Origin of the sequence: Cryptosporangium sp. NPDC048952 (genome assembly GCF_043197895.1) — a bacterium.
Classification (GTDB): domain Bacteria; phylum Actinomycetota; class Actinomycetes; order Mycobacteriales; family Cryptosporangiaceae; genus Cryptosporangium.
Window position 1 is genome coordinate 1,507,029 of the sequence record NZ_JBICTY010000001.1, and the last position, 19,727, is coordinate 1,526,755.

The 19,727-nt window shown below is 70.2% G+C and carries 22 protein-coding genes; 9 read left to right on the forward strand and 13 right to left on the reverse strand.

From position 1 onward, the window contains the following. Positions 1–15: 15 nt before the first annotated feature. On the reverse strand, positions 16–318 hold the full coding sequence (locus ACGFY5_RS07125) for a hypothetical protein (protein ID WP_392718199.1): 303 nt from the start codon (positions 316–318) through the stop codon (positions 16–18). A gap of 179 nt (positions 319–497) precedes the next feature. Between ACGFY5_RS07125 and ACGFY5_RS07130 the strand changes: the two genes are divergently transcribed. Then, on the forward strand, positions 498–1,709 hold the full coding sequence (locus tag ACGFY5_RS07130) for a serine hydrolase domain-containing protein (protein WP_392718201.1): 1,212 nt from the start codon (positions 498–500) through the stop codon (positions 1,707–1,709). Between the two features lie 217 nt (positions 1,710–1,926). Here the strand turns inward: ACGFY5_RS07130 and ACGFY5_RS07135 are convergent, their stop codons facing one another. Together ACGFY5_RS07135 and ACGFY5_RS07140 are read right to left on the reverse strand one after the other, a co-directional pair. Next, entirely contained in the window at positions 1,927–2,778 is an 852-nt protein-coding gene (locus ACGFY5_RS07135; protein ID WP_392718203.1) for an LLM class flavin-dependent oxidoreductase, read from the reverse strand. Next, positions 2,778–3,191 (reverse strand): nucleoside deaminase, encoded by a 414-nt coding sequence (locus tag ACGFY5_RS07140; RefSeq protein ID WP_392718205.1) that lies wholly within the window; start codon positions 3,189–3,191, stop codon positions 2,778–2,780. The genes ACGFY5_RS07135 and ACGFY5_RS07140 overlap by 1 nt, the downstream gene beginning before the upstream one ends. Before the next feature lie 92 nt (positions 3,192–3,283). Between ACGFY5_RS07140 and ACGFY5_RS07145 the strand changes: the two genes are divergently transcribed. Genes ACGFY5_RS07145 through ACGFY5_RS07155 form a run of 3 tightly spaced genes read left to right on the forward strand, consistent with a single transcriptional unit; the run spans position 3,284 to position 5,101 of the window. Beyond that, complete coding sequence (locus ACGFY5_RS07145) at positions 3,284–3,850, forward strand: DUF998 domain-containing protein (RefSeq protein ID WP_392718207.1); 567 nt, start codon at positions 3,284–3,286, stop codon at positions 3,848–3,850. 22 nt (positions 3,851–3,872) lie between these two features. Next, positions 3,873–4,205, forward strand: coding sequence for a PadR family transcriptional regulator (locus ACGFY5_RS07150; protein WP_392718209.1), 333 nt, complete (start codon positions 3,873–3,875; stop codon positions 4,203–4,205). Next, positions 4,202–5,101 (forward strand): hypothetical protein, encoded by a 900-nt coding sequence (locus tag ACGFY5_RS07155; protein ID WP_392718211.1) that lies wholly within the window; start codon positions 4,202–4,204, stop codon positions 5,099–5,101. The genes ACGFY5_RS07150 and ACGFY5_RS07155 overlap by 4 nt, the downstream gene beginning before the upstream one ends. Here the strand turns inward: ACGFY5_RS07155 and ACGFY5_RS07160 are convergent. Together ACGFY5_RS07160 and ACGFY5_RS07165 are read right to left on the reverse strand one after the other, a co-directional pair. After that, the gene (locus ACGFY5_RS07160) at positions 5,096–5,995 is read right to left on the reverse strand and encodes a dihydrodipicolinate synthase family protein (protein ID WP_392718213.1); all 900 of its coding nucleotides are present in this window, start codon (positions 5,993–5,995) and stop codon (positions 5,096–5,098) included. The two genes, ACGFY5_RS07155 and ACGFY5_RS07160, sit on opposite strands and share 6 nt — an antisense overlap. Then, positions 5,992–7,407, reverse strand: a complete 1,416-nt coding sequence (locus ACGFY5_RS07165) for a sialate:H+ symport family MFS transporter (RefSeq protein WP_392718215.1) — start codon at positions 7,405–7,407, stop codon at positions 5,992–5,994. The genes ACGFY5_RS07160 and ACGFY5_RS07165 overlap by 4 nt, the downstream gene beginning before the upstream one ends. 75 nt (positions 7,408–7,482) lie before the next feature. Between ACGFY5_RS07165 and ACGFY5_RS07170 the strand changes: the two genes are divergently transcribed. The 3 genes from ACGFY5_RS07170 to ACGFY5_RS07180 all read left to right on the forward strand — a co-directional run bounded on the left by ACGFY5_RS07170 (position 7,483) and on the right by ACGFY5_RS07180 (position 11,508). Beyond that, complete coding sequence (locus tag ACGFY5_RS07170; protein ID WP_392718217.1) at positions 7,483–8,145, forward strand: FadR/GntR family transcriptional regulator; 663 nt, start codon at positions 7,483–7,485, stop codon at positions 8,143–8,145. A gap of 66 nt (positions 8,146–8,211) precedes the next feature. Then, on the forward strand, positions 8,212–9,993 hold the full coding sequence (locus tag ACGFY5_RS07175) for a putative bifunctional diguanylate cyclase/phosphodiesterase (RefSeq protein ID WP_392718219.1): 1,782 nt from the start codon (positions 8,212–8,214) through the stop codon (positions 9,991–9,993). 48 nt (positions 9,994–10,041) lie between these two features. Continuing rightward, a complete protein-coding gene (locus ACGFY5_RS07180) occupies positions 10,042–11,508 on the forward strand; it encodes a diguanylate cyclase domain-containing protein (RefSeq protein ID WP_392718221.1) in 1,467 nt (488 codons plus the stop codon). Here the strand turns inward: ACGFY5_RS07180 and ACGFY5_RS07185 are convergent. Both ACGFY5_RS07185 and ACGFY5_RS07190 read right to left on the reverse strand, forming a co-directional pair. Next, positions 11,505–12,347, reverse strand: a complete 843-nt coding sequence (locus ACGFY5_RS07185; protein WP_392718223.1) for a helix-turn-helix transcriptional regulator — start codon at positions 12,345–12,347, stop codon at positions 11,505–11,507. The genes ACGFY5_RS07180 and ACGFY5_RS07185 overlap by 4 nt on opposite strands. Positions 12,348–12,395: 48 nt before the next feature. Further along, positions 12,396–12,824: a hypothetical protein gene (locus ACGFY5_RS07190; protein ID WP_392718225.1), complete on the reverse strand. Its 429-nt coding sequence runs from the start codon at positions 12,822–12,824 to the stop codon at positions 12,396–12,398. Between the two features lie 64 nt (positions 12,825–12,888). Here ACGFY5_RS07190 and ACGFY5_RS07195 point away from each other — a divergent pair, with 64 nt between their 5' ends. Beyond that, positions 12,889–13,305 (forward strand): PGPGW domain-containing protein, encoded by a 417-nt coding sequence (locus ACGFY5_RS07195; protein WP_392718227.1) that lies wholly within the window; start codon positions 12,889–12,891, stop codon positions 13,303–13,305. Here the strand turns inward: ACGFY5_RS07195 and ACGFY5_RS07200 are convergent. From ACGFY5_RS07200 to ACGFY5_RS07215, 4 genes are all read right to left on the reverse strand, one after another. Continuing rightward, a complete protein-coding gene (locus ACGFY5_RS07200; protein ID WP_392718229.1) occupies positions 13,248–14,183 on the reverse strand; it encodes an SAM-dependent methyltransferase in 936 nt (311 codons plus the stop codon). The genes ACGFY5_RS07195 and ACGFY5_RS07200 overlap by 58 nt on opposite strands. 74 nt (positions 14,184–14,257) lie before the next feature. After that, positions 14,258–15,052: a hypothetical protein gene (locus ACGFY5_RS07205; protein ID WP_392718231.1), complete on the reverse strand. Its 795-nt coding sequence runs from the start codon at positions 15,050–15,052 to the stop codon at positions 14,258–14,260. After that, positions 15,049–15,597, reverse strand: coding sequence for a SigE family RNA polymerase sigma factor (locus ACGFY5_RS07210; protein WP_392718233.1), 549 nt, complete (start codon positions 15,595–15,597; stop codon positions 15,049–15,051). The genes ACGFY5_RS07205 and ACGFY5_RS07210 overlap by 4 nt, the downstream gene beginning before the upstream one ends. Positions 15,598–15,612: 15 nt before the next feature. Further along, positions 15,613–15,897: a hypothetical protein gene (locus ACGFY5_RS07215; RefSeq protein WP_392718235.1), complete on the reverse strand. Its 285-nt coding sequence runs from the start codon at positions 15,895–15,897 to the stop codon at positions 15,613–15,615. Between the two features lie 94 nt (positions 15,898–15,991). Between ACGFY5_RS07215 and ACGFY5_RS07220 the strand changes: the two genes are divergently transcribed. After that, on the forward strand, positions 15,992–16,837 hold the full coding sequence (locus tag ACGFY5_RS07220; RefSeq protein WP_392718237.1) for a phosphatase PAP2 family protein: 846 nt from the start codon (positions 15,992–15,994) through the stop codon (positions 16,835–16,837). A 30-nt stretch (positions 16,838–16,867) separates the two neighbouring features. Here ACGFY5_RS07220 and ACGFY5_RS07225 read toward each other — a convergent pair whose 3' ends face one another. Together ACGFY5_RS07225 and ACGFY5_RS07230 are read right to left on the reverse strand one after the other, a co-directional pair. After that, a complete protein-coding gene (locus ACGFY5_RS07225; RefSeq protein WP_392718239.1) occupies positions 16,868–18,523 on the reverse strand; it encodes a PepSY-associated TM helix domain-containing protein in 1,656 nt (551 codons plus the stop codon). Positions 18,524–18,912: 389 nt separating this feature from the next. Further along, positions 18,913–19,464 carry a hypothetical protein gene (locus ACGFY5_RS07230; RefSeq protein WP_392718241.1) on the reverse strand — a complete coding sequence of 184 codons (552 nt, stop codon included), beginning with the start codon at positions 19,462–19,464 and terminating at the stop codon, positions 18,913–18,915. Positions 19,465–19,727 lie beyond the last annotated feature (263 nt).

Sequence of the window (19,727 nt, forward strand, 5' to 3'; positions counted from 1 at the left end):
CCAGGCGCGCTGGCTCTACCACGGCATCGGCTGCTCTCTCAACAGCAGGTGACGCTTCTGCTGGCCGTGTCCTGGGACGCCGCGACAACCGTTGAGCAGGCCGTAGGCCCAGTTGCGGCAGTGCGGATCGTCGCCGTTGCGAGAGTCCCGCCTGTTCTCCATGCGGCAGCGCATCGGCGCGAACCAGAGCATGTAGACGGCTGCCGCGAGAGCGGTTGCGCACGCCAGAGCGGTGTAACCGAGTGGGATCAGGAGGACCCCGACGGCAAGGAGAGGCCAGCCCCAATACCGCTGCAGGACGTTCCTTTTCGTCGCCATCGAGTGCATCGTCGGCACGCGGATACGACGACACGTGGGTGGAGTCGGATGAGCGAGCCCATAGCGGCTCGGCACTGTTTCGGCGTGGGACGCCTGTGGCCGATTGGTAGTGCAGGCACTACGTCGGCTGAGTAGTTGGCGGCAATGATCGGGGCGGTCGATCTCGACAGGATTTAGGCATGACGAACAAGACGAAGAACATCGCCATCGTGCTCGCCGCCGCAGCCGCCCTGACCGGTATCGGAGCGGGCAGCGTCGCCGCCACCGAGCAGCCCAAGGTCAACGACGCCCTGCAGCGCGAGGTCGCGCAGCACGTGCTCGAGGCCGGCCCGCCCGGGTACATCGCCCGCATCGACAACGGCCGTCAGGTCTACACGCTGGCGAAGGGCGTCGCGGACAAGACCAGCGGACGCCGGATCAAGGTCACCGACCAGTTCGAGGCCGGCAGTAACACCAAGACGTTCACGTCCGTGCTCACGCTGCAGCAGGTCGACCACGGCAAGACCAAGCTCGACGCCCCGGTCGAGACGTACCTCCCGGGCGTCGTTCCGAACGGCAAGAACATCACGGTCCGGATGCTGCTCAACCACACCAGCGGCCTGTTCAGCTACACCGGTGACCCCGACTTCTTCACCAACATGGCGAAGGACCCGCAGCACGTCTACACCGACGCCGAGCTGCTGAAGATCGCGTTCAAGCACCAGCCGTACTTCGCTCCGGGCAAGGGCTGGCAGTACTCGAACACCAACTACATCCTGCTCGGGATGATCTTGCAGAAGCAGACCGGCCAGACGATGCCCGAGCTGGTGGAGGAGCGCATCACCGAGCCGCTCGGCCTCCATGACACCTACTACGCCGACCCGAAGGCCACCACCGACGTGGCGCACGGCTACGCCATCGAGTACGCCAGCGGCAAGCCCGTCTACACCGACACCTCCGACTGGCCGATCGGCAGCTGGGGCGGCCCGGCGGGCGCGATCGTCACGACCATGGATGACCTGTCCCGGTTCTTCTCCGGGGTGCTGCAGGGCAAGCTGTTCTCGCAGGAACAGCTCAAGCAGATGAAGACGACGGTCCCGCTGCCGGCCGAGTTCCCGATCAAGGGTGGTTACGGCCTGGGCCTGTTCAAGACCGACTCGGCCTGCGGAACGGTGTGGGGCCACGGTGGCGACACGATGGGCCACCACAGCACCGCAGTAGCCACTGAGGACGGCCGGCTCACCGCGGTCACCGACTCCACTGGTGAGCCCCTCGAGGCGACCGAAAACGCGGGTGTGAAGCGGTACTACCAGACGCTCGTGTTCGGCGCCGACGCCGTGACCACCTGCCAGCTGCTCGGCAAGCCGGTCCCGGCCGACGTGCTCGCGAACCTGCGCGGCACGGCGAAGTAACCCCCGATCACCCAGCGTCTCCCGGCGAATCGCCGGGAGACGCTGCTGTCATATCCGCTGCCCCGCCCGCCGCACCGCGTGCCACGTGCGCCGCGCGTGCGCCGTGCCGCGTCGTGCGCCGCGTGCGCCACGCGCGCCACGCGCGCCGTGCCACGCGTCGGCCGCTTGTACGGGCGGGCTCGACGGCGACCGGGAGGCAGGGCCGCCGGGGAGCGGGCTAGCTGAGGAGTCGTTTCGCGAGGGCGGCCAGGTTGTGGCGGTCTTCGGCGGCCGGGAGACGGTCGCGGGGGTCGTCCGGATTGGTGTCGAGGACGACGTACTCGGCGCCCATCTCGATCAGCGCCTGGAAGTCGGCGGTGACCTGGTCGAGGCTGCCGGTGCCGGGCGCCCGCTCGGGCGACGGGTCGTGGCCACCCACCCGCGCACGCATCCGCGGGCAGAACGCGACCCCCTTCGCCGCCGGGAGCCCCACCTCGCGCAGCCACTCCAACCGCGCATTGTTCGGGTGCCAGGCGTCGCCGTGAGCGACCGCACGGCGGATCACGGCGGGTGCGGTGCCGCCGATCCAGATCGGAGTGTGTCGCTCCGGCCCGGTCGCGACGTTCTCGTACTCGACGAACTCGCCGGCGACCGACGCGACCTCCTGCCGAAGGGCGGCACGGATCGCAGCCACGTACTCCTCCGACATCCGGCCGCGAGCGCCGAAATCCAGCCCCAGCGCGGCGAACTCGTCCGCCGCCCAGCCCGCCGCGACGCCGAGGATGAAGCCGCCGTCGGTGAAGTCGTGGAGCGCGGCCGCCATCGAGGCGGTGAGCAGCGGGTGCCGGTACGGCAGGATCGTGACGGTCGTGCCCAGTTCGAGCCCGTCGGCGTACCCGGCCATCCAGCCGAGCGTGGTGAACGGGTCGTAGAACGGCGGTGGGTAGAGGTCGGCGACCTGCGGGGTCACGGCCACGTGGTCGGAGATCATCGCCAGCGTGAAGCCGTGCTCCTGGGTGAAGCGCACCCAGTCGCGCATCTCCCGGGGTGCGGTGGCGAAGTTCGGAATGTTGATGCCGAGCTTGACCATCAGCCGGCCAGGTAGCGGTCGAACGGAGCGGTAGCGCCGTCGGTTTCGACCCACTGCGCCGAGAAGTCCACGGGAGGCACTGGATAGCCCAGCTCCGGGATGTCCCTGGCCCGCGCCGCGTACCAGATCACCGCGATCCCGGCGGCGCTCGCCACGGTGCGGCACATCGGGCACGGCTCGCAGCTCGAGTAGACCTCCGCGCCGCGCAGATCGAGGGTTCCCAGGGCCTTGCACGCCGCCCGCACCGCTTCGACCTCGGCGTGCGCCGCGGGATCGTTGTCGCGCAGCGCGGTGTTCACACCGGTAGCCAGCACTTCCCCGTCCCGGGCCACCAGTGCACCGAACGGCAACTGCCCGGCGGCGGCGTTCGCGGTGGCGAGGTCGACGGCCTGACTCAACAACTTCGCATCCATGCGCCTCTTGGTATCAGTAGTAGGGCCAGGCCTACTCGAAATGGAGCAGTGGCCTCCGTGCGTGGAGGGCGCTCGGCTGGTGAGCTGGGTCGGTGAAACTTCTCGGGGCTCTGGCACTGGTTGCGGCCGGTGCGCTGTTCTTCGTCGGCCAAGTGGTGGTCCAGGCCGCGTGGACGGCGCCGTTCAGCTGGGCGGACAACAACATCAGCGACCTGGGCATGGTGGGCTGCGGCGACTGGGGCTCGCCGCCGCGGTACGTCTGCTCGCCCTGGCACGTGCTGATGAACGCCGTCTTCGTGACCAACGGCGTGCTGATCGCGATCGGGGCGATCGGGCTGTTCCGCGGCGCCGCGCGCTACCTGCTGCTGGCCGCCGCGATCGGCTGCGTGCTCGTCGGACTCGCCCCGGCGGATGTCGACGAGAACCTGCACGTGCTCGGTGCCGCGTTGGTGTTCGTGCTCGGCAACGTCGGGATGATCGTCACGCGGCGGCGGTTGCCGGTGCTGCTCGGCGTCGTGGGGCTCGTCGCGACCGTGCTGCACGTGACCGGCCACGGGCTGGGGATCGGCGTGGCCGGGATGGAGCGGGTGGCGGTGTTCCCGTTGTTCGCCTGGTTCCTGATCGAAGGACTTCGACACTCTCGCCGTTTACATATGTAGTTCATCGTCATATTCTGAGGACATGCGGGAACCTACCTACTTCATCCTTGCCGCGCTCCAGGACGAACCCCTCTACGGCTACGCGATCATCAAGCAGGCCGAAGTGCTTTCCCAGGGCCGAGTTCGGCTCGCCACCGGCACCCTCTACTCCGCCCTCGACCGGCTCACTGCCGAGGGTTTCGTCCGCGTCGTCCGCGAAGAGATCGTCAACGGCCGGGCCCGTCGTTATTACGAGACGACCCCGGAGGGCCAAGCAGCCCTGAAAGCCGAGGCCGCCCACTTGGCCAACGCCGCCAAGGTCGTCACCGACCGCGCCGCCTCCATGACGCGCCGACCGGCAGCAGGCCTCGCATGAGCCCCGCGGACCGCCGCCTCGAGCGGCGCTACGCCCGCGTCCTCCGCCTCTACCCCACGGCCTACCGCGAGGAGCGCGGCCCGGAACTTCTGGCCACGCTCCTCGACGCCGCGGACGACAAGCGGCACCAGCTTCCCGGCCTCCTGTTAGGAGCCTTAAGAGCCCACGCCGGCCAGGACCGCCGAACCCTGCGCGACACCTGGCTCACCGCGTCGCGGATCGCAGTGCTGGCCCTGCTCGTGAGCTCGGTGCTGACTGCTCCGCTCCGGTTCAGCCTCTACTTCGCCTACGGCGCTCCGGTCGACCAGTGGCTGATCGACCAGAGCGTCCCCGACCTGGTCGCGACACCGTTCGGACTGACCGCCCTGGTCCTCACGCTGCGAGGGCGCTATCTCGGTGCCGCCGTCGCCGCGGTGGTCGCGGTCGTCGTGGCGACGCCGTTGTGGATGATGAATAACAACGGAGAGGGCGCGTTCCTCCGGTACGTGTTCGCCGCCCTGCTTTTGCTACCGCTGGTGCGACATGCTCCGCGTCCCGCCGCTGGACTGCTCCGGTACGTTCCGCTGCTCCCGGCGGTGGTGATGGGTGTCGACCAGTTCTCGTCGTACCTGCTCCCCAGCGTCGTGGGCCGGGTGAGCTTCGCGGTCACCGTCGCCATCGGCGTCGGCGCGATCGTGTGGGCGGCGGTGGACGAGCGAGTGACGTTGGCCGTCGGGCTCACCTTCCTGACCGACGCCCTGGTGTGGACCGTCGGCCTTTCGGTATTCGTGTTCCAAGCCGGCGGAATCATGGGAAGTATGGCCGCGCTCGGACTCAGCGTGGCGTTCACCGCCGGAGTGCCGGCGTTGTTGCTGGGTGTCGCTGCCGTCGCCGCGCGTCGGCAGGTGCGGCTATAGGTACTCCGCCAGCACACTGCGAACTGCTTTTCGTTCGACGTCGTCCAGCGGCGACAACGGGGCCCACATCGCGGGGGAGTCGATCCACCCGCGATGTGCCAGGGCCTCCTTGAACGCCCCGAGCGCGCCGGCGGTGAAACCGATCCTGGCGCGGTCGGCGACGTCGACGATGCCGAACAACTTCGTCAGCCGGGCCTGTTCCCTGGAAGCCGCGGCCCGGTCGCCAGCGCGGTGGACCTCAAAAAGCCGCACGTAACCGTGAGGGTCCACATTGCCCAGGCCCGGCACGATGCCATCCGCACCGAGGTCCAGCGCGACGTCGGCCAGCACCTCCGAGCCGGTGAGCACCGCGAAGCCGTCCGTTTCGTCGATGACCTGGCGGAGCGCGGCGAGGTCGCCGCTGGAGTCCTTCAGGCCGATCGCGTAGCCCTCGCGGGCCAGGGCGATCGCTGTGGCGGCGCCCAGCCGGACGTGTGTCGCGGAGGGGATGTCGTAGGCGACGACCGGCAACGAGCCTCGGGCCAGGGCCTCGAAGTGCGCGAGCGTTTCGGTGGGGTGTGGTGCGACGTAGAAGGGTCCGGTGGCCACGATCGCGGCCGCTCCGTGTGCGGCGGCCGGGCGCGCGGCTTCGAGCACCCGCGCCGTGCCGGTCTCGATCACTCCGTAGAGCACCGGGACCCGCCCGGCGGCGGCCTCGACGGCGACGTCCAGGGCGGCGAGTCGGGTCGACTGGTCCAGCAGCGCCGCCTCCCCGGACGATCCGCCCAGGAACAGGCCGCTCACCCCGGCGTCGATCAGGTGATTGCAGAGCCGGGCCAGCGACGCACGGTCCAGCGCACCGTCAGCTGTGCGGGGGGTGACGACCGGCGGGATCACACCGGAGAGCGAAATCATGCGTCCTGCCTTTCGGTAAGCGGAACCTCGGTGTCCTCGTCGTGCAACGACGAACCGCGGACGAGCAACTTCGGGACGTCGAACGCGACCAGAAGCGCGGTGACCACGGCCAGCACGCACGCCAGCAACGCCATCGCGTGTCCGAGCCCGAGCGAATCGGCCACCCGGGCACCGGCCAGCGGGGCCACGGCGCCGCCGAGCGCACCGACGTTGTAGGTGAAGCCGAGTCCGGCAGCGCGGAGACGAACCGGGAAGTGGTCACCGATGAACTTGGGAAGCAGCCCGGAGATGCCCTGGCCGGTGGCCTGCAGTGCGAACAGCAGGGCCCAGACCAGCACGATCTGGCCACCGTCGAGCGCGAACGCCGGGAAGACCAGCGTCGCGGAGATCAGCAGCCCGACGACGTAGGTGGTGCGGGTGCCGAACCGGTCGCCCAGACTGCCGGCGACTATCGAGCCCACCGCGTAGCCGAGACCTGCCCAGGTGAGCGCGTTGGCGACCTGCCCGGCGTCGTAGTGGAGTTCGGTCTTGAGGTAGGTCGGCAGCAGCGACTGAATCGGCCAGGACGTCAGGAACGCGGAGAACACGACGGCCATCAGGCCGACGGCCATCGGCCACAGCCGACCCGACAACTGCACCGCGAAGACGACGAACCCGGCGACCACCAGGGCGATGAGCAGCGGGTACCACGAACCGGCGTGGCCGCTGAAGAGAAGCACGAGCGAAACCGCGATGACGACGCTGACCACGCCGGTGATCGGAGCGCGGTTGCCGCTGAGCAGGACACCGGCGCTGCTGGGCTCGTTCTCGGTCGCCTGGGCGCGCTCCCAGTCGCGGGCCTCGGGCAGGCTGCGCCGCAGGTAGAGGGCGAACAACGCCGGGACGAGGCCGAGGATGAACAGCCAGCGCCAGGACGTGTTCGGCACGATCAGCTCGTAGGCGCGGGCGGCCAGCACCCCGCCGAGCGGATAGGCCGAGAGCAGGAAGCCGGTCGCGCGGTTGCGCATCTTGCGCGGCCAGCTCTCCATGATGAAGGTGGTGCTGGACCCGTACTCGCCCGCCATGCCCAGGCCGACGATGGCCCGGAAGACGAACAGCGACCAGTAGCCCCAGGACAACCCGCAGAGCAGGCTGCCGAACGCGAACAGCAGGATCGACGTGATCATGGCCGGTTTGCGGCCGAACCGGTCGCCCATCGCGCCGAGCGCCAAGCCGCCGAACCAGCGCGACACGAACGCGGCGCTGACCAGCGTGGCGGCCACCGGGAGGCTGAGATCGAATTCTTCGCTGATCTCGGTGAGCACGAGCGTGATCAGGATGAAGTCGAAGCCGTCGAGCAGGTAACCGAACCAGGCGGCCAGGAAGGCGCGGCGCTGGCCGGGATCTAACTCGCTGATCTTCGTTGGTGACATCGCCGTCTCCCAGGATTGTAGGACGTCCTACGTACTACAGTGATACGACAGTTCCCTCCAGGAGGCAAGAGCCGGATGCCGCGCCCGTCCCGCAGTTCCGAGCTGGCCGATGCGATAGTCGACCTGATCACCGACAAGAATCTGCCGCCGGGTACGCCGCTGCCCACCGAGGCGCGTCTGACCGCGGAACTGCAGACCAGCCGCGGGCCGCTGCGCGAGGCGATCAAGGCTCTGCAGGCGCAGGGCATCGTCGAGGTCAGGCACGGGTACGGCACGTTCGTCGCGCCCGCCAGCGCTGAGGCGATGCTGCCGTGGCTCACATTCCGCGCGCGCTCCACCGACACCCTGGCCGACCTCCTCGATCTGCGGGAACTCCTGGAGGCGGGGTTGGCGCGCCGGCTGGCCGCCACCGGCGTCACACCGGACACCGTCGCGGCCCTGAAAGCCTGCGTCGACACCATGGCCGCAGGCACGAACGACTCGGCCGACGCCGACTGCCGCTTCCACGAAATCCTGTGCGAAGCCGCGGGCAACGCACTCGCCAAGGACCTCATCGGCGTGTTCTGGCGGGCCTACGCCACCGCCGAGCAATCGATCGGGGAGCGCTCCTCAGACGCGTCCGCGCTGGCAGAGCGCCACGAACGCATCGTCGACGCCCTGCTGACCGGCGACGGTGAGGTCGTCGAAGAGGCCGTCCGCCGGCATTTCGACGAGGTCCGCGAGCGCCTGTCGCGTTAACCCTCCGATCAGTGGGCCCCCGGCCGATGGGGTAAGACGAGGGGGCTCTCCGACGCAGGGAGGGGCGTGCTCGACAGACTGCGCAGTCGACTGAACGCCAGCCGCTTCCGGCGACCGGTGATCGCCACCGGACCCGCGATGGCGGCGATCGCCGGTGCGACCTACCTGGTCGGCGGCGTCATCGGGCTGCTCTCGGCGCTGCTCCAACAGGACGCCGACGGCGACGGCTACGTGCTGGCCATCTCGGTGGTCGCGATCGCCCTCGGCCTCGGGCTGGCCTTCGTCGCGGTGCGCGGCATCCGTCTGCGTGAGCCGCTCTACTACCTGTTGACGCTGGTCCCGATCGGGGTGATCACGGTCGGCATCCGCGCCGAGCGGGGCTCGATCCTCGCGATGGCGCTGGCCTCGCTGCTGATCCTCGTCACGATCTTCGCGTTCGCGTTCTTCACCTGGGTCGCCGCGTGGAGCCTGGAGATCCTGTCGGTCGGGGCGCTGATCGGCGCCAAGATCGCCTGGGACGCGGTGCCGTGGATGGCGGCTGTCGCGATGTCCGTGCAGAACGTCATCCTTGCGGTGATCCTCGGGTGGCTGGTGCGCGCCGCGGCGCGGGCGGAAACCGACGACCTCACCGGCCTGCCTGACCGGCGGGGCTTCGAGCGGGCAATGGTGGCCGCGCTCGACCGGGCCGCGCGCTCGGACCGGCCGCTCAGCCTCGCGTTCCTCGATCTCGACGACTTCAGCGCGTTTAACGAGCAGCGGGGAAATGCGGCGGGGGACCAGCTGCTGCACCTCGTCGCGCAGGAATGGTCGGCGTTGATCGGCCCGGACGCCGTGCTGGCACGCTACGGCGGCGACCGTTTCGCAGTGCTGATCCCGGCTTCGGTGTCTCAGGCATCTGAGCTGCTGGAACGTTTCCCGAGGACCTTCTCCGCCGGCATCGCCGGACGGTGCCTCGACGACACGCCGGTCACGCTGTCGGGCCGGGCGGAGGCCGCGCTGGACGAGGCTCGCCGGGGCGGTGGCCAGCGGATCTACTGCAGCGCGGACGGCGCGGCGGACAGCTGGGCGGAGATGGCCGCGGCGATGGACGCGGGGGAGTTCTCGGTCGCGTACCAGCCGATCGTCGACATCCACTCCGGGCGGGTCACCGGTGCCGAGGCGCTGCTGCGGTGGACCCGGGCCGGGAGCGGACCGGTCTCGCCCGCCGACTTCATCCCGACGGCCGAGCGCAGTGGCTTCGTCGCCGAGCTCGGCCGGTTCGTGCTGGAGGCCGCGTGCCGGGAAGCCGCCACGTGGGCCGCGCCCAGCAAGATCACGGTCAACGTGTCCGGGCGGGAGCTGCACCAGCCCGACTACTACGACCAGGTCGCCGCGACTTTGATCGCGACCGGGCTACCGCCGCAGCGTCTCGTTCTCGAGGTCACCGAGAGCATGCTCGAAGCCGATTCGCCGGTCGCGCTGACGGCACTGCACCGGCTGCGCGCGCTCGGGATCCGGATCGCGGTGGACGACTTCGGCACCGGATGGTCGTCGCTGAGCCGGCTCGACCGGCTCCCGGCCGACATCCTCAAGATCGACCAGTCGTTCGTCGCCGCGATACCGCCGGATGCGACGTCCGCGCCGCTGATCGCCGCGATCACCGCGCTGGCGATGGCGCTCGGCCTGCGTACCGTCGCCGAGGGCATCGAAGAACCGCATCAGGCGACGGTGTTGGCGCAGCACGGGTGCGACGAGGGCCAGGGCTGGCTCTACGGCCGCCCGGGCGACCCCGCCGCGATCCGCGAGGCCCTGGCCCGCGACACCCCTCTCCGCCCCACCCACCCAGCCACCGACCCAGTGAGCCACTGACCGGGAGTTTCTTCTCCGTACGGTGGAATCGGGGCCGATGAGCAGCACGTGAGACGCGTCCCCGCCTGGCTCGTGCCGGTGTTCGCCGCCGGATGCGGCGTGCCCTCGGCGATCGCGCCCGGCAGCACCGTGGGGCACGTCTCCTACCTGATCGGGTTCGGTGCGTTCGTCGTCCTCGGCTGGGTGCGGCTACGCGCCATCTCCGGACCCGCCCGCACCGGCTACGGCCTCATCGTCGGCGCGCTCTCGGTCTGGCTCGCCGGCGACCTGCTCCAGGACGTGCTGACCCTGCTCGTCGGGCCGCCCGGCGACGTCAGCCCGTCCGACGTGCTCTGGGTCAGCGGCTATCCGCTGCTGGCCGGCGGGCTGCTGCACCTGGTGCGGCTGCGCACCACCGGCCGCCTGCGTGAAGGCCTGCTCGACGCGATGACGATGGCCACGGTCATGGCCTGGCTGTGCTGGCAATTCGTGATCCTGCCCGCCGCCGAGCACCAACGGCTCGCGTTGCCGGTCGTCGTCGGCGCGCTCTATCCGCTGGGCGACGTCGTGCTCTTCGCCGTCGTCGCGATCCTCGTCCTGGCGCCCGGCTCGAAACGCGGTCCGACGCGGTACGTCGTCGGTGCGCTGATTTTGACGCTCATCGGCGACGTCCTCATCTCGATGCTGCCCGCGCTGTTCGAAGGCATGTCCCGTGCGGTGCAGGCCGATCGCCTCGACGGTGTACTGCTCGTCGCGAACAGCATGTTCGCGGCGGCACTCGTGCACCCGAACGCGGCGAAGATCGCCGAGCCCGGCGCGGCCCGCGAACAGAGGCTGCACCCCGCCCGCGTCGTGCTGCTCGGCATTGCGCTGGCCGCGATGCCGCTGTTCGCCGGGCTCGGCACCTTCACGGGTGTCGCGAGTCGCGTCTCGCTGATCGTGTCGATCGTGCTGCTGACGTCGCTGGTGCTGGTGCGATTCGTGCTCGTCGTGCGGGCACAGGAGGCGATCCGCGCCGAACTCACCCACCAGGCCCACCACGATCAGCTGACCGGCCTGGCCAACCGTCAGGCACTTCGGACCGTGCTCGACCTGTCGCTGACCGGACCCCGCGGTGCATACGGCCCGGTGCTCTTCTACCTGGACCTCAACGGCTTCAAGCAGATCAACGACCGCTACGGGCACGCCGCCGGCGACTTCGTGCTGGTCGAGTTCGCCCGCCGGCTCACCGGGGTGCTCCGGCACGGCGATGTGGCGGCCCGTCTCGGCGGCGACGAGTTCGTCGTGGTCTCCGAGTGCATCGAGACTCCTGCGGAGGCGCGGGCGCTCGCCGAGCGGCTCCAGGCGCTCGCCCTCGAGCCGGTGAACAAAGACGGCGACGAGTTCACGGTCGGCGTCAGCGTCGGGGTGTCCGCGGCCGGTGACCTCGACCAGCCCGACGTCGACGGCCTGCTCGCCGCGGCCGACGCCGACATGTATCTCCACAAGGCCACCCGCCCGGCCGCCCCACCCCCGAAAGTCCTGCTGATCGCCTAGACCAGGGTCTGCGTGCCGAGGACGACGGCCAGGTCGAGGCGCTCGGCGTCGGACGTACCCGGCTCGGCCGTGTAGACCATGATCCGCAGGTCGTCGGTGGCGACGACGAGCGTGTCGCAGTCGAGCGTGATCGGGCCGACCGCCGGGTGCTCGACGACCTTCTGCCGCGACCGCTCCCGGCCGGCGTTCGACGATCCGGCCTCCCACAGCTCCCCGAACCGCGGACTCGCCGCGCCCAGTTCCTCGATCAGGCGTCCGAGCGCGCGGTCGGCCGGGTAGCGGGCGACGGTCAGGCGCAGGTCGGCGACCAGCCCGGCCTGCAGGTCGGCTTCCTCCTCCGCGGTGTGGACGGTTCGGTTCGGCGGCCCGACGAGATGACGCCACACCGCGTTGCGCTCGATCCCGCGCCAGCTCGACGTCTCACCCATCAGCGCCTCGTACGGCGCGTTCGCGACGACCAGCGTCCAGGTCGCGTCGTACACGACCACCGGCGTATTCGAGAGCCGGTCGAGCAGCCGCTGCACGCTCGGTGCGAGCCGTGAGGGCACCACGTCCCGGCCGGGAGACGCGTGCCCCGCCAGCTCGTACAACAGCTCGCGTTCGGCGTCGGAAACGCGCAGTGCACGGGCGAGGGATTCGACGACCTGCACCGACGGTGACGTCGCCCGCCCTTGTTCGAGGCGGGTCAGGTAATCGGCGGAGATACCGGCCAGACCGGCGAGTTCTTCCCGGCGCAGGCCGGTGGCCCGGCGACGTCCGCTGGTGCGCAGGCCGACGGTGTCGGGCGCGACGCGGTCACGCCAGCGACGCACCATCCGACCGAATTCCCACGATTCCACGTACTCAGTCTGCGCGCATCCGCCGCGAATAGCCTGGCCCCGGTGGTCCTACGTAGCCGGCGGCGTGCCCTTCTGGACCTTCGACCCGTCGACGAGCGACCCGCCGAGCTTCTTCTGCCGGCTCACCGCCGCTTCCTTCGTACTCGCCGAGACCGTCCAGCCCGGCCCGACCACGTACCAACCACCCCAGCCGCCGGCTTCGTACAGCCACGCCTGCTTGTACTTCTCGGCCGGGAACGTCGTCACGCTGAACACGTTGGCGCCGGTTCCGCATCTGCCCTCGCGCAGCTGCTCCGCGTCGGTGTGGATCTCGGGTTTGCAGCCCAGGTGCGCGGCGATCTGCTCGACGGTCCCGGTGACCGGTGGGGACACGGACGGGCTCGGCGCCGCCGGCTTCGCCTCGGAGCTCGAGCAGCCGGTCAACGCGATGCCGCAGAGCAGCGCCACCGCCAGTAACTCGCGATACGTCCGTCCCATAACCGGATCTACGCGGTGCGCGTCAGCCCGGTTCACTGGTGCGGCCGGACTAGCCTGGGTAACCGTGGCCGTGAAGCGGATCGTCGTCTCGATCGTCGGAGCAGTGTTGTTGCTCGTCGGCGTGGCTCTGCTCGTGCTGCCCGGCCCCGGGTTGCTGTTGGTGCTGGCGGGGCTGATCGTGCTCGCGTCGGAGTTTCCCGCGCTGGAGCGTCACGTCGAGCCGGTGCGCAGGCGCGCGCTGCAGACCGCGGACGAGAGCGTGTCCTCGCCGCTGCGCATCGCGGGCACGCTGCTGTTCGGCCTGTTCATGATCGCGGCCGGAATCGTGTGGGGCGTCGTGAACGCGCTGCCGCTCAGCGGGTGGAGCACCGGGACGAGCCTGATCCTGTCCGGCCTGATCATCCTCGGTCTGCTCGTGTGGAGCTACCGCCGGGTGAAGAGCCGCACCGCCGAGTCGAGCTCGGGCGGCAGGACCAGCTGACTCAGCGCCTCGTCGTCGTTTCGGTCAAAACTGCGCTGCCGCCGGTAGGCGGTCCAGTCACCCGCCGCGTACTCGTGCCTACTGCTGATGACGATATACAGCTGGACGCTGTCGGTGGCGAACACGTCGCGCTCGAAGGAGTTGCCGGCTGGCGGCCACGAGCAGAGCACGACCTGCGGCTGGTAGCGGCGCAGCGCTCGGGACGCGTCCAGGCGCTCGACGTCGTCGGACACGCGGACGGCGTCCCAGCTGTGGTCGTCGGTCGCGCGCACGTCGACGCCCCGGTCGCGCAGCATCCGCGCGAGCGTGCCGTCGCCCGCGGCGATCTCGAGGCACGGGCGACCGTCGATCAACCGCGCGAGCTCGGTGATCAGCTCGCGTGAGTAAAAGCAATAAATGCCCTTCTTGTTGACGAGGGGGAGCAGGAATCTGCGCTGCCAGACCAGGGGCCAGACGAGCCGGAACAGGCGCAGGGAGACGGGTTTGCGTTCGAGGTCGTGGGCGAAGAGGAGCTTCTGGGCGAGCCAGCCGTTGAGCAGGTTGAAGCGCACCCGGCCCGCGCGGACGCCGGTGGCTGCGGAGACCGCGAGCTGGCGGATCAGCGCGGTGGTCAGGTGACGCCGGACCTGGGCGCGAGGGTCGGATCCTGCGGACCGGGAGACCGCGGACGCGTAGGCAGCGAGGTCCTCTGCGCCGCTGCGAGCCGCGACCTCGCGCTGGACGGTCTGCCACTCGGCGGGGTAGGCCTCGCAGAGCTCGTCGAGCGGCGGGTTGGTCGCCAGCCAGGCCTTCACCTCGTGCGGCGCCCGCGGCCGGGTACCACTCTGCTGTCGTCCACCCACCGCGAGCCCCCACTCCCAGACACTTTGCGGTCCCATCGGCATGCCCACCCCCGAACCTGAGCAGAGGGGTGGCTGCCGCGCTGGAATCGGTGTTGTTGTCCGGTACGCGCTCAGTTGGTCGGTTCCTGGGAAGGCCAGCCGGCCGGCGGCGTGAGGACCACTTTGGCGCGTGCCTCGGGGGTGCGGTCGAACCACGCGTAGTCGGTCTGCATCGTGACCGTTCCGACGTCCGGAACCTCCGCGTGGCTGACCATCCTGACCAGCACGTCGGAATCGGCCGTCACCCAGACGTCGAGCTTCTTGTCCGTCGGATCGGGCCTGCGGAGATGGATGGTGTCCACCCCGTTGATCCGCTCGTTGCCGACGGGCGTGAGCTTCACGGTCTTCAGCCACGCCCGCATGTTGTCGGGCGTGGCCAGTGGGATCGAGTGCTCCTCGGGCGCGCAGGTCCACCAGGTGTGCTTGTTCCGATCGACGCAGACGCCGCGCATCGACTTGCGGAGGTTGTAACCGACGTCGATGCCCTGACCCCCGCCGTTGACGTCGACGTGGTCGTCGGTGACCGGGTCGTACCACTTCTCGTGCGTCTGCTTGCCGGTGGGACCCCACGTCCGGGTCGTGATGTGGAGGATGTACGGACCCTTGGTGCGCAGGGTGTGGTCGAGTGGTTTGTCGACCGGGGAGGCGGTGGTCAGGCGGTCGGTCGACGAGCCGTCGACGGCTGTGTAGCCGAGTCCGACGATGGCGACCACGGCCGCCGTGGCGGCCGACAGCGCGATCCGGCGGTGCGTCGTCCGGCGCCGGTGGTGTTCGCGCGCGCCGGCGACCAGATCGCGATCGACGTGGTAGTCGGCGGTGGCCTCGCGCATTCCGGCGGCGAGGTGGTCCTCGAGCGGAGTGGTCATCGATGTGCTCCCTTCGGTTCCGTCGCGCCTTCGAGAGGTCTGTCTTCGACGGGCCAGGTGGCGGTGATCTCGCGGAGGTGCTTCATGCCGCGGGCGGCGGTGGACTTCACGGTTCCGGTGGAGCAGCCGAGTGCCTCGGCGATCTCGACCTCGCTGAGCTCCTCGAAGTAGCGCAGCACCAGCACTGCCCGTTGCCTGGGCGTCAGCGTGCCCAGTGCCTGCACCAGCGCGAGGCGCAGCGTGAGTGCGCCCGTGCCGTCGGGTTGCGCGGCGGTGGGGTCGAGGTCGGTGAGTACCTCGGGCCGTCGCCGTCTCCGTCGCCAGTTGTCGACGGCCAGGTGGTAGAGGATTCGGCGGAGGTAGGCCTCCCGGTCGCCTTCGATTCGGTGCCACTGGCGCATGAGCTTTTCGATCGCCGCCTGGAGCAGGTCCTGGCCCGCCTCTCTGCCTCCGGCGAGGAGGCCGGCGGTGGCCAGCAGCGCGTGACTGCGGGTAGCGATCAGGGCGTCGAGGCCCTCGTAGTGGGTTTCTCGGTGACGTCGCAACGCGTTCCCTTCCCGTCATCCTCCAAGGACGCTGCGGGTGTTCGGCGCGTTGTCGGGTCGGGAGGAGATTCTGGCGCGGACGGCGATCACGGCGCGGACCACCGCGAGGGCGCCGGCGATCACATCCATCGGCTGCTTCCGGGCCGTGCAATCATCCGCGAGCATGAGGGACGACGTTCTGAGCGCAGTCGCGCGGTACCTCACTGCCCGGCATCCGTGACGCTCGGCCAGCGGCCCGTCGACCGGCGTCGACAGCGCGCACCGCTCCCGGTAGAGCGGCAACACCTGCGACTCGTCCACCAGGGGCGCGTTCGTACAGCGTCTGATTGATCCCGATCACTCGGGGAAACTCCTGGGGACGCCCAGGCGTCAGACGAGTGACGGGGAGGTGCTGATGGGGTGGAGCGTGGTGGCCAGCGTGGCGCTGGCCGTGGTGGCGGTCGCGGTCGCGTTCGGGGTGGTGCGGGCGAGCCGGCCGGCGACCCGTCGCCTGGTGGGGGCGCTCCCAGCGACCCGTCGGCTCATGGGGGCCCTGCCGGCGACCCGTCGGCTTCCGGTCGTCGGTCGTACCGGGCAGAGCGTGATCGTGCTGGTGGCAGGCGCGACCGTAGCGGTCGCGTTGGTCAGCGTGTTCTTGGAGATCCTCGAAGGGGTCCGGGAGAACGACGACCTGACCCGATTCGACCGGCCGGTGATCGAGTGGGTCGCGTCCCACCGCACGGGGTGGATGAATTCGCTGGTCATCGCACTGACCGACATCGGTGGCAGGGCCGGTCTCACGTTGCTGCTGACGGTCGTGGCGCTGGCCGTCGCGTACCGGCTGCGCTCGTGGCGGCCGATCGTGTTGGCCGTGGTGTCCGGGGGCGGTGGGGCGCTGCTCGTCACCGGCATCAAGGCGCTCGTTGCCCGGGACCGCCCGGATCCGTTGCTCCGGGCGGTCACCGAGGACGGGTTCTCGTTCCCGTCGGGGCATTCTGCGAGCTCGCTGGTCGTGCTGTGCACGGTGGCGTGGCTCGTTTCGATGGCGGTGCCGGACCGGACCGTGCGGGCCACGGTGTGGGTCGCGGCGGTGCCGCTGGCACTCGCGATCGGGCTGTCGCGCATCTACCTCGGCGTGCACTACCCGACCGACGTGTTGGCCGGGTGGGTGCTCGGTACGACCTGGCTGATCACCGTCGCCCTCGCCGCCCACCTTCCGGGCAGGTACCTCATGAGGCGTGAACACTTCGGTGGCCTATGACCCGCCAGAGTGTTCACGCCTCGGGTGTGGTCACCGCTCGGTCAGGTTCGGTGCCGGGGTGCGGAGAGCCCAGCGGAAGGCGCCCACGAGCAGGTCGATCACCAGGAACGCGGCCAGGGTTATGCCCAGCAGCGGCATCGCCCAGGCCACGAACAGCGTGATCGGGATACCGATGACCAGGAACCAGCGGGGGAGCGTCCGCCAGCCGCCGCGAGGCGGAGCCGAACCGAGCGGTGCTGTGCGGTCCGCGCGGGTGGGCCGCCGCTGCCACCACATGCGGTACCCCCACACGATGACGCACAGCAGGCCGAGCGCGAGTGCGGCGAGCAGCACCTGGTTGACCACGCCGAACAGCTCACCCATGTGCGCGCGGACGCCGATCTTCGTCAGCTTGGCCAGGAACGGCCAGTCCGCGTACGCGACCCGCTCGGTGACCTCGCCGGACGCGGGGTCGACAGCGACCTGGTCGAAGCTCGCCGGCCAGTTTCCCTTGTCCTGGGCGACGCTGTACGCGGTGCCGTCCTCGGCCGGGATCGTGATGTCGCGGCGGCCCTCCATGGGCCCTGCGGCCTCGAGGACCTGGTCGAGGCTGACGCCGGCGGGGAGGTCGGTGGTGCGTTCCGCGGTCGGGGTGCCGCCGCCGTGGTGGCTCGGGGTGGGGGCCGGGGCTTCCTCGGCGAGGGCCGTGTTCAGCGTGGGGGCGTGGCCTTGCACGGCGTCGAGAGCCGCGCCGAACCGAGCACCGGCGTACTGCGACCAGGTGAGCCCGGTCGCCGACAAGAACAACAAGCCAACGACGATCCAGACGCCGATCGACGCGTGCCAGCCGCGGGTTCGGCGCACGCCCTTGGCCTTGAGGTCCGGGAGCAGTGCTGTTTTGGCGCCCCGGTAAGCCCGCTTGCGGCCGATCCAGAGTGCCAGACCGCCGAGGGAGATCACCCAGAGCCAGGAGGCGGCAAGTTCGGAGTACATGCGGCCGAAGTCGCCGAGGTTGAGGGTGCGGTGGAAGCTGTCCAGCCACGTCTGGAGAGGGGTGGCGTTGTACCAGGTGGTGAGCTGGCCGCGGACCTCGCCGGTGTACGGGTCGACGTAGACGGTGTGGACCTTCTCCGCTGCGGCGAGTTCCGGCACGGAGAAGGCGATCTGGGTGGTGGCCTCGGGGTCGTCGAGGACGGAGACGGTGGCCAGCGTGCCGTCGGGGTGGGCTTTGCGGGCCGCGGCCACCTGGTCGGCGAGGGGAACCGTGGTGTTTCCGACCTGGTCGACGTGGAGCTCGTGGCCGTAGATGACGGTGTTGAGCTGGGGGGCGAGGGTGTAGGCGAGGCCGGTGAGCGCTGCGACGAACAGGAACGGCGCCGCGAAGATGCCGGCGTAGAAGTGCAGCCGCCGGAGCAGTGCCCACCGAGCGGGCCGGGGTGCGGCCTTGGGGGCGGGCCCGGCCCCTCCGGCCCCTTGGGTCCCTTCGGCTCCATGGGCCCCTTCGGTTACTTGGGCACCTTCGGCTCCATGGGCCCCTTCGGTTACTTGGGCATCTTCGGCTCCATGGGCCCCTTCGGTTACTTGGGCACCGGCCACTTCGGCCACTTCGGCTACTTCGGGCGCTTCCGGCCGCTCGGCGAGTGCGGTCGCGGTGGCGGATTCGGGTTCCACCTCGGTGTCGCGTGGTGGGTCGGCGTTGATGGTCATGAGAACTCCACGAGTCAGTCAGTGCGGCGGCACGCAGCTCGGCGTCCACCGGAGAAGGCAAGGGAACCGCTGGCGGGGCAGCGGAAGATCATGCGGCCCCATCGAGGCGAGCCGCGGCGCGCCGATCGGGGACCGCCTGAAGCGGGCCCACTACGGCGAGCTGTGGCGCGCTGAATGGGGGCCGTTTCGAGTGGGCCCACTAGGGCGAGCTGTGGCGCGCTGAGCGGGGGCCGTTTCGAGTGGGCCCGTTACGGCGAGCTGTGGCGCGCTGAATGGGGGCCGTTTCGAGCGGGCCCGTTACGGCGAGCTGTGGCGCGCTGAATGGGGGCCGTTTCGAGCGGGCTCATCTCGGCGAGCTATTGCTCGCCGGAGGGGGGCCGCTTCGGGGATTAGCGCAGGGAAAGAGCTGGTGGGCCGCGGCGGGTGGTGCTGTGGAGCCAAGTGGGATCAGGCAGCGGCGCGGCCAGGTCGGCGAGACGCGCGAGGAACCGGCGCGGCGCCGGGGCCGGGATACGCAGTGCGGCGAGCGCGAACAGCACACCCAGCACGGGCAGGCGCTGCGCGAGGCGCCGCACCAGACGCCAGACCGCGACCTCACCGGCGTGCAGCCACAGCGCGGTGAGCCCACCGGCAACGACGTGCCCGGCGATCATCGTGCCCGTGCCGTGCGCCGGCACCATCACGTGACCGGCCGGCACCACGGAGAACAGCACGTGCAGCCCGACCTGCGTGACCGCGAGAGTCCCGGCGATCGTCGGCAGCCCGCGCTGACGCCCGGTCAGCGGCACCGCCACCGACACCAGGAGTCCGCCACCGGCGAGCACGGCCAGCGGCGGCGGAACCGCGCCATGAGCCCAGCTGTGCAGCGCGACCGAAAGGCTCAGACAGACGAGCACGAAAACGAGCGCGCGCACTTCGCGCAGCAGCCCGGGCCCCGTCATGCCCGCGATCATGCCAGACCGCGGCGACGGGGGAGTGTGCTCGCCCACACCCTCCCGACGGCCCCGCCGACCATCCGGTTCAACGCCCCGACCACCCCATCCGATCCAACGACCGCGCTCAGCCGGCCCGCGACCGCGCCGGGCTGAGCCGGGCCGCGACGGCGTCGCGCTGAGCCGGGCCGCGACGGCGTCGCGCTGAGCCGGGCCGCGACGGCGTCGCGCTGAGCCGGGCCGCGACGGCGTCGCGCTGAGCCGGGCCGCGA